The sequence below is a fragment of the Streptomyces sp. NPDC004561 genome (genome assembly GCF_053602155.1).
The window spans coordinates 1-8008 of record NZ_JBSGDB010000354.1; the positions used below are offsets into that span (position 1 = coordinate 1).

Sequence of the window (8008 nt, forward strand, 5' to 3'; positions counted from 1 at the left end):
CAGTGGAGGGGACCGCGCGCAGGTCGCCCTCGTCCACGACGACGAGCCGGGTGCCGTGCCCGCTCCACCACCAGGGCCACCTCGCCGAGCGGCTGTTCCTCACCGGCGGCCCGCAACTGCCTGAGCGCACCGGGCACATCCCCGGTATCCAGGGACTCCCATGCCGTGCGGAGCTCGGGGGACTGCGGACGGCGATTCCTGCGCGAGAACATGCCGGAGATCATCACCCGGTGTCCGGCATGCCCTCAACCCGATTACGCACGGGCTCAGGGCAGCGGCTGCTCCGCCCAGATGATCTTGCCGTGCGGGGTGTAGCGGGTGCCCCAGCGCTCGGCGACCTGCGCGACCAGGAACAGGCCCCGGCCGCCCTCGTCGGTGCTCGCCGCGTACCGCAGATGCGGCGAGGTCGTGCTGCGGTCGGACACCTCGCAGATCAGCGTGCGGTCGCGCAGCAGCCGTACGCCGATCGGAGCACGCCCGTAGCGGATGGCGTTGGTGACCAGCTCGCTCAGGATCAGCTCCGTCGTGAACCCCAGCTCCTCCAGATCCCACTCGGCGAGCTGCCGGGTCACCGACGACCGCACCTCCGACACGGCCGCCGGGTCGGACGGCACCTGCCACTCGGCGACCCGGTCCGGACCCAGCACCCGGGTACGGGCGACGATCAGCGCCACGTCGTCGCTCGGCCGGGCCGGAAGCCGGTCCAGCACGGTGCGGCAGGTGTCCTCCGGCGAGGCGCCCGGGGTACGGCGCAGCGCGTCCCGCAGCAGATCGAGACCGACGTCGATGTCCCGGTCCCGGTCCTCCACCAGCCCGTCCGTGTACAGCACCAGCCGGCTGCCCTCGGCCAGCTCCAGGTCGGCCGTCTCGAACGGCAGCCCGCCCAGGCCCAGCGGCGGTCCGGCCGGCACGTCCGGGTACTCCACGCTGCCGTCGGGACGCACCAGCGCGGGCGGCGGATGCCCGGCCCGGGCGATGGTGCAGCGCCGGGACACCGGGTCGTACACCGCGTACAGACAGGTCGCACCGGTGACCGCGGCGCCCTCCTCCGGGGTCTCGTCCTGGTCGATCCGGCCCACCAGTTCGTCCGCCGGCACCAGGTCGCCCGGCCCGAGCCGGACCACGTCTCCCGGGACGAGTTCGGCCACCGGCAGCTCACGGCTGGTGGGCGCCGTGTCCTCGCCGGCGCGGCGCAGGACGGTGGCGGTGGTGGCGACGAGTTCGCGCAGGGCGGCCGTGGACCGGTCGGCGCGGTGCTCACCGGTCGCCCGCAGCACACAGCTCACCGCGACCAGGAGGAGGATCACCGAGGCGGTCCCCCAGGCGGACACGACCGCCGAGACCAGGCCGAGGCACATGAGGACGGCGGTGAAGGGGTCCCGCATGCTGCGGAGGAACAGCCGCGGCCAGGAGGCCTCCCCGCGGGCCGGCAGCACGTTCGCGCCGAAGCGGGCCAGGCGCTCCTCGGCCTCCGCCTCCGTCAGGCCGCGCGGGCCCGTGTTCAGTTCGCGCAGGACCTCGAGCACGGTGGGCGCGCGGCGCTCCGGTCGGTGGCGGGCGCCGTTCGTCCGGTGTGCGCCGGGCGCCGGCGGACCGCCGGGGCCGGGTGTCCGCGCCTCCGGGCCCGGGGGTGCGGTGCTCTCAGCCACCGATCCCGCGCATACGGGGTAGCGGGGCGGTGGCGTGCTGCGAACGCGCGGTCAGCTGACCCACCATCACCCGGACGAGGGTGACGACGTCCGGGTCGTCGATGTAGTAGACCTGCCGTCGGCCCTCGCGGCGGGAGCGGACGAGGCCCGCCAGCTTCAGCTTGGCCAGGTGCTGGCTGACGGCGGGCAGCGCGCCGCCCACCCGGTCGGCGAGGTGCGTGACATCGCTCTCGCCCTGTGACAGAGCCCACATGAGGTGCAGCCGGGCGGAGGACGCGAGCAGGCCGAACGCGGCGGCCGCCTCCGCCAGCACCTCGGCGGGCGGGTCGTCGAAGCCCCCGGCCTTCTGTGTCACTGCCCTCTCCCGTCCCCACCCTCGTCACCGCCGACGCACATGTGCCCACCCAGTGTAGGCGGCCTGTGCCCGGCGGCCGTGCGCGGCCGCCGGGCACACGTCGCACGGCCGGCCTCGCCGGACGGAAGCGACTGTACGGGTGCGAGCCGGGGCGGGGTCAGTCCTCGTAGTAGTTGTTGACGACCTCCGGCTCGTCGTCGTCGAACGCCTCGTTCAGCAGCGCGCCGCCGATGAGGCCCGCCGCGCCGGCGCCGATGAGCGCGCCGGTGCCGAACCGGCGGCCGCCGCCCTGCTCGTGGTGGTCGTGGTGGTCGGGGTACGGCTGGCCGTATCCCTGCTGGGGATAACCCTGCTGGGGGTAGCCCTGCTGCGGGTAGCCCTGCTGCGGGTAACCCTGCTGCACGGGCTGCGGGTAGCCCTGCTGGGGCGGGGTGTAGAACGGCGGCGCCGTGGTCTGCACCCGCTGGGCGCAGCCGCCGCACGTCTGGACGGGGCGGGGCACTCCCCACTGCGGGGACCAGGTCACGGTCGTCGTGCCCGGGCCGTGGTTGGGGTCGAAGAAGCAGGTCACGGTGGAACTCCCTGTGAGGTGCTGGGATGCGGGGAACACGGGGGCGGGCGGGGTGGCGGCCGACGGGGCCGGCGGTACGGGCGGAGCCGGCGGGACCTTCGGGGCGAGGGTGCTCGCCTTGGTGACCGGGGCCGGGCCGGGCGACGTGTCGCGCAGCACGTCCACGCCGTAGTCGGCGGCGATGCCCGCGAGGCCGGAGGCGTAGCCCTGGCCGACCGCGCGGAACTTCCACTCGGCGCCGTGCCGGTACAGCTCGCCGAGGACCAGGGCGGTCTCGTTCGACAGGCTGCCGCCCGCGAGTTCGTAGCGGGCCAGTTCGGCGCCGCTGTCCCGGTCGAGGACGCGGATGTGCGCCCGGTGCACCTGCCCGAAGGTCTGGCCGCGGCTAGCGCCCTCGTACAGGGACACCGGAAAGACGATCTTCTCCACCGTGTCCGGGACCCGGGTGAGGTCGACCTCGATCCGCTGGTCGTCCCCGTCGGCCGGGCGGCCCTGACCGGAGTGGCGGACCGAACCGTCTGGGCTGCTGGAGTTGTTGAAGAAGACGAAGTGCTCGTCGGACGGCACCTTTCCGGACCGGTCGCACAGCAGCGCGCTGGCGTCCGGTTCGTACCCGGTGTTCGCCTGCCAGCCCAGCCCGACCGTCACGGCGGTCAGGCCGGGGGCCTGCCTGCTCAGCGAGACGTTGCCGCCCTTGGCCAGGGTCGTACTCATCCGTGTCCTCCACAGCCGCTGCCGCTTGTCGCCTCCATAGTGATCAACGATCTTCCGGGGGTTTCGGTTCCCCGTCCGCGTAATGTTCCGGGCAATTCACAGGTGCGCGGCGATGGCGGGCAGCAGGTCCTGGAAGGTCCGCCCGGCGGCCGGTTCGCCGATGGCCTGCAACTGCCAGCCGCCGTCGCCGCGGTGGAGCTTCGCCATGATCTGCGCGGTGTACGCGCCGCCGCCGCTGAGGGTGTAGCGGGCGAGTTCCTGTCCGGTCCGCTCGTCGACCAGCCGGCAGAAGGCGTTCTCCACCTCGCCGAAGGTCTGCCCGGTGAACGAGTTGACCGTGAAGACGATCTGGTCGACGTGGCCGGGGACGCGGGCGAGGTCGACCAGGATGACCTCGTCGTCGTCCCCGGCGCCCGTGCCGCCGGTCAGGTTGTCGCCCAGGTGACGGACGGATCCGTCGTCGCTGACCAGGTGCCGGAAGAAGACGACGTCGGCCGGCTGCCCGCCCGCGAACAGCAGGGCGGAGGCGTCCAGGTCGATCTCCCGGGTGCCGGCCAGCCTGGCCAGGAACCCCTTGCGCGGTGCGGCACGCCAGCCCAGGCCCATGCGGACGGCACCGAGCGCGCTGCCGTCGGGCTTCTTCAGGCTGATCCGCTGGCCTTTGTCCAGGTTGACCGACACCGGTCGCCTCCCTTTCCCTGCTGGTTGTCCCGGAACCGTCAGACGTTGACGCCGAAGTCGCCGGCGATGCCCGCGAGACCGGAGGCGTAACCCTGTCCGACCGCGCGGAACTTCCACTCGGCGCCGTTGCGGTACAGCTCGCCGAAGACCATGGCCGTCTCGGTCGAGGCGTCCTCGGACAGGTCGTAGCGGGCGAGTTCGGCGCCGCCGCTCTGGTTGACCACGCGGATGGAGGCGTTGCGCACCTGGCCGAAGCTCTGGCCGCGCGACTCGGCGTCGTGGATCGACACGGGGAAGACGATCCGGTCGATCTCGGCGGGCACGGCCGCGAGGTTCACCTTGATGGTCTCGTCGTCGCCCTCGCCCTCACCGGTGAGGTTGTCGCCGGTGTGCTCGACCGAACCGTCCGGGCTGGTGAGGTTGTTGTAGAAGACGAAGTGCCGGTCGGAGGCGACCTTGCCCGAGCCGTTCAGCAGCAGCGCGGAGGCGTCGAGGTCGAAGTCGGCGCCGGTGGTGGTGCGCACGTCCCAGCCCAGCCCGACGAGCACCGCGCTCAGTCCCGGTGCCTCCTTGCTCAGCGACACGTTGCCACCCTTGGACAGGGAAACACCCATGGTTCGTCCTTCCACGCGCACGGTCGGTACGGATCCGGGTCCCGGACCCGGGCCTGAATCTACAACACTGTAGAAGTAAGGGGGTGTCAGCACGGGCCGACACCCCAGGGAGGAGCGGCAAGGCCACCGCTCGTCCCCTCTGTACGATGTGACGCCGCTTCGGCACGAGAGGTTGAGGCGAGGCCGGGGCAGAAGGGAGACAGCGGGTGACGGAGCCCGATCCGGGCCGTCGGCGCCGGGCGCAGGGGGCGCTGGAGACGAGGGTGCTGGCGACCCTGCACGAGGCCGGCGGCCCGGTGACCGCGGGCTGGGTCCAGGACCGTCTGGCCGCCGGCCTCGCCTACACGACCGTGATGACGGTGCTGTGCCGGCTGCTGGCGAAGAACGCCGTCACCCGCAGGCGTGAGGGCCGGTCGTTCGTGTGGCTGCCGGCCGCGGACGAGGCGGGCCTGGCCGCGCTGAAGATGCGCAGGGTCCTGGACGGCGAACAGGACCGCCGGGCGGTGCTGGCCAGCTTCATCACCGCGCTGCCGGAGGGCGACGAGCAGCTGCTGCGCGAACTGCTGGACCAGAGCGCCGACGAGGGCTGAGCACGCATGGGAATCTTCGTCCTGCTCCCGCTGGTCCTGCCGCTGACGGCCTGGCCGATCGCACGGCTCGCCGAACAGCGCCTGCACCCCCGCACCGCCACCGTGCTGCTGACCTCCGTCTCCACCGTCATGGCGCTGTGCAGCACGGTCTGCCTGGCCCTGCTGATGGTGGTCGGCACGGCCCAGCTGCCCGGCAATCCCCTGCCCGACGGCTGGTCCGACACCGAGGTGCGGGAGAGCGTGCCCCGGCACGAGGTCGCCGGAAGGGCCGCGATTCCCGCGCTGCTCACGGTCGTCGCCGCGTGCGGCCGTGCCCTGCTGCGCCACCACCGGGTGGGGCGAAGGGCCCGCAGGGCCCTGACGGGGCTGCGGCGTACGGAGGTCGCGGTGCTGCCCGACCCCGAGCCCTACGCCTATGCGCTGCCGGGCGGCCGGCGCGACCGGATCGTGGTGTCCACGGCACTGCTCGCGTGCCTGGAGTCGCGCGAGCGCCGCGCCCTGTTCGCGCACGAGCGCGCCCACCTGGCCGCCCGGCACCACCGCCATCTGCTGCTGGTGCGACTGGCCGCCTGCGCCAACCCGTTCCTCCTGCCCCTGCGCACGGCCGTCTCCTACACGGCGGAGCGGTGGGCGGACGAGGAGGCCGCGCGGGCCGTGGGCAGCCGCCGGGCGGTCGCCCGCGCGATCGGCAAGGCGGCGCTCGTCTCCCGTACGACGCCCGCGCCGGCGTTCGCCGCGCCCGGACCGCTCCCCCGCCGCGTCGCCGCGCTGCTGGGACCCGCCCCCGCCGTGCGCGCCTGGCCGCCCCTCTTCACGCAGGCCGGCCTGGCCGCGTGGACCGCGGCCACCGGAGCCGCCCTCTCCGCGATGTTCTCGGCCAACTCGGCGGTCACCCTGCTGCTCCTGCTGCGCGCGGCCACACCCTTGTGAGCCGGGCCGGCCGGCCCGTTGTCTACGCCGAGCGCGTCCACGCGGTGGTCTGCCCCCGGAGTGCGCCGTCCGGGGTGACGGTGCGGGCGGTCAGGCGGGGGAAGGAGCGGGCGGCGGCGAGGAAGCCGAGTGTCGTCAGGACGAACGGCCAGGTGAGGACGTGGCCGCCGGACAGGGTGAGCAGCCGGGCCAGGGCCGGGGTCACCGCGGTGGCGGTCGCCGCGCCGAGCAGCCCGTACAGGAGCGTCGCCGGGCCGGCCGGGAGGAACGCCCCGCACAGCGCGAGCGCGACGAGGACCGCGTTGTAGCCCATGGTGCCGTCGGTGATGCGTGCTGCCGGGGCGCCGAGCGCCCAGGCGGTCAGGATGCCGGTCGCACTGCCGGCGCAGGCCACCAGCCCGGCCACCCGGTCGGCCAGGAAGAGGCCGGCGAGCAGCAGCGCCCCCACGTACCACTGGTCCAGGAAGAAGATCTGGGACACGCCGCGGAAGAACGCGCGGCCCACGTCGTACGGGTGGAGAGCCGCCGTGCCGGAAGGGACGACGCCGTCTCCCGGCGGCCGGATCCGGTGGAAGGCGGGCGCGGCGCCGGTCACGGCGCCCGCCAGGACGCAGTACGGCAAGGTCAGCGGCGGCAGGTTCCACACCCGCAGCAAGTGGACGAGCGCCGCCGTGACCACCGTGACGACCGGGCAGCCCGCGGCGGCCAGCAGCATCGTGGACAGCCGGTCCGGGTCGAGGAACGCCGCGAAGGACAGGGCGAGCAGGCAGGAGTTGAGGCCCTCCAGCCCCGGCTCCACCCGTTCGCCGGACACGTCCAGCAGCCGGGCGGTACCGGTGCCCAGGGCGGCGCCGGCCAGTGCGTAGGCGCTGTACCGCCAGTCGGCCGTGGCCAGCGCCAGACAGAAGAACGCACCCGCCCACGCGTCGGGCACCAGCATCACCTGAGCCGTGCCGCGCAGCACCTGCCGCGTGATCCCGTGGATGTGTCCGCGGTGTCTCCACCGCACACTCCTCAACCGTCCCAAGATTCGCCCCCCGGGCTGACATTTTCCGCTTCGCGGCAGACTGTTTCCGCCATACGGTACCGGGTGGGGTGCCGCAGGTCGGCCGTTCCACCGTGTGCATCGTCCGGGGGATCCGGGGCAACCGGCGGGTGGAGGAAAGCTCAGGGCAAGGATGGTCGAACGTTGTCGAGGTACGTGTGACAGACCCATGGGGCATCAACGAACTGGCGGAGCCGGACGGGCTGTCGGTCAGTCTCACCCCCGTCGACGGCGTCACCGTCGTCACGGTGAGCGGTGAGGTCGACCACCACACCTCCGGCACCCTCCACCGGGCCCTGATGCCCACGGACCCCGGATCCGCGCCCCGCACGGTCGCCGACCTCACCGGTGTGGCGTTCATGGATTCCAGCGGCATCAACGTCCTCATCGCCGCCCATCAGGCCCACGAGCCGGCCGGCTGGCTGCGCCTGGCCGGTGTGCGCAGGCCGGTGCTGCGCACCCTGGAGATCGTCGGCCTCACGGGCCTCATCCGCTGCTACCCGAGCGTCGGCGACGCCCTGGCCGCCTGACGTCAGCGGCGGATGAGGCCGAGGTCGGTGGCGGTCGCGACGGCGGCGGTGCGGGAGTCGACGCCCAGCTTGGCGTAGGCGCGGGCCAGATGGGACTTGACGGTCCCCTCGGTGAGGTGCAGCCGGGCCGCGAGGGCCTGGTTGGACAGGCCCTCGGCGACCAGTGCGAGCACCTCGGTCTCACGCCGGGTCAGGGCCGTGGCGGGTGCCCGCAGCCGGTTCATGAGCCGGTCGGCGACGGTCGGCGCGAGGATCGCGGGCAAGCTGTCCTTCTCGAACTACAGCTACGTCCTGGAGCACACCGGCTTCTTCGACTGGTTCAAGTCGAC

Annotated in this window: 7 protein-coding genes and 4 pseudogenes; 3 read left to right on the forward strand and 8 right to left on the reverse strand. The window is 73.3% G+C overall.

Features of this window, described 5'->3' with window-relative positions; all coding sequences use genetic code 11:
- Positions 1–266 precede the first annotated feature (266 nt).
- The 6 genes and pseudogenes from ACWEN3_RS33515 to ACWEN3_RS33540 form a co-directional block, all read right to left on the reverse strand.
- Positions 267–1091: pseudogene (locus ACWEN3_RS33515) on the reverse strand (SpoIIE family protein phosphatase); the annotation flags it as partial.
- Positions 1092–1349: 258 nt separating this feature from the next.
- Positions 1350–1649: pseudogene (locus ACWEN3_RS33520) on the reverse strand (cation-transporting P-type ATPase); the annotation flags it as partial.
- Complete coding sequence (locus ACWEN3_RS33525; protein ID WP_452978581.1) at positions 1642–2004, reverse strand: ArsR/SmtB family transcription factor; 363 nt, start codon at positions 2002–2004, stop codon at positions 1642–1644. The pseudogene ACWEN3_RS33520 and the gene ACWEN3_RS33525, both read right to left, overlap by 8 nt.
- Positions 2005–2731: 727 nt before the next feature.
- Positions 2732–3289, reverse strand: a pseudogene (locus tag ACWEN3_RS33530) (TerD family protein); the annotation flags it as partial.
- A gap of 96 nt (positions 3290–3385) precedes the next feature.
- Positions 3386–3970 (reverse strand): TerD family protein, encoded by a 585-nt coding sequence (locus ACWEN3_RS33535; protein ID WP_452978584.1) that lies wholly within the window; start codon positions 3968–3970, stop codon positions 3386–3388.
- Positions 3971–4008: 38 nt separating this feature from the next.
- Complete coding sequence (locus ACWEN3_RS33540; RefSeq protein ID WP_452978587.1) at positions 4009–4584, reverse strand: TerD family protein; 576 nt, start codon at positions 4582–4584, stop codon at positions 4009–4011.
- A 206-nt stretch (positions 4585–4790) separates the two neighbouring features.
- On the opposite strand from ACWEN3_RS33540, the gene ACWEN3_RS33545 reads away from it, so the two are divergent.
- Both ACWEN3_RS33545 and ACWEN3_RS33550 read left to right on the forward strand, forming a co-directional pair.
- Positions 4791–5174 carry a BlaI/MecI/CopY family transcriptional regulator gene (locus ACWEN3_RS33545; protein WP_452978590.1) on the forward strand — a complete coding sequence of 128 codons (384 nt, stop codon included), beginning with the start codon at positions 4791–4793 and terminating at the stop codon, positions 5172–5174.
- Between the two features lie 6 nt (positions 5175–5180).
- A complete protein-coding gene (locus tag ACWEN3_RS33550) occupies positions 5181–6104 on the forward strand; it encodes a M56 family metallopeptidase (RefSeq protein WP_452978593.1) in 924 nt (307 codons plus the stop codon).
- Between the two features lie 22 nt (positions 6105–6126).
- Here the strand turns inward: ACWEN3_RS33550 and ACWEN3_RS33555 are convergent, their stop codons facing one another.
- Complete coding sequence (locus tag ACWEN3_RS33555) at positions 6127–7113, reverse strand: urea transporter (RefSeq protein ID WP_452978596.1); 987 nt, start codon at positions 7111–7113, stop codon at positions 6127–6129.
- A gap of 194 nt (positions 7114–7307) precedes the next feature.
- Between ACWEN3_RS33555 and ACWEN3_RS33560 the strand changes: the two genes are divergently transcribed.
- Positions 7308–7679: an STAS domain-containing protein gene (locus ACWEN3_RS33560; RefSeq protein ID WP_452978599.1), complete on the forward strand. Its 372-nt coding sequence runs from the start codon at positions 7308–7310 to the stop codon at positions 7677–7679.
- 2 nt (positions 7680–7681) lie between these two features.
- On the opposite strand, the pseudogene ACWEN3_RS33565 reads toward ACWEN3_RS33560, so the two are convergent.
- Positions 7682–7937: pseudogene (locus ACWEN3_RS33565) on the reverse strand (response regulator transcription factor); the annotation flags it as partial.
- Positions 7938–8008: the final 71 nt, after the last annotated feature.